Source organism: Stenotrophomonas sp. SrG, from assembly GCF_050031795.1.
Lineage (GTDB): Bacteria > Pseudomonadota > Gammaproteobacteria > Xanthomonadales > Xanthomonadaceae > Stenotrophomonas > Stenotrophomonas rhizophila_A.
This window is the reverse complement of record NZ_JBNBBE010000993.1, coordinates 1-242: the sequence shown is the minus strand read 5'-3', so window position 1 is coordinate 242 and position 242 is coordinate 1. Positions and strand designations below refer to the sequence as shown.

The window sequence follows — 242 nt, the reverse complement described above, 5'->3', positions numbered from 1 at the left end:
GTCCAGCTGGGGCGCCAGGCTGGGGTCGGGGGGCCCCGGGTCCAGGCTGGGGGGGGTGACCCTGGAGGTGGGCGGGTGGTCGGGGGCCGGGCGGTGCGGATGCGGCTCGCGGTGGGCCGGGTTGGCCTCGGGCGGAGTGCTCGTGGCCTGCGCGCCGAAGTGGGACGTGACCGGCGCCGTGGGCGTGTCGTCCGGGAAGTGCGCGGGGCGTGCGCGGTAGTAACTGTCCGTCGGCTGGCCCA

The 242-nt window shown here is 78.1% G+C and carries 1 pseudogene; it reads right to left on the bottom strand.

The features are described from left to right. A pseudogene (locus tag ACQG3P_RS22465) lies at nucleotides 1-242 on the bottom strand (dienelactone hydrolase family protein); the annotation flags it as partial.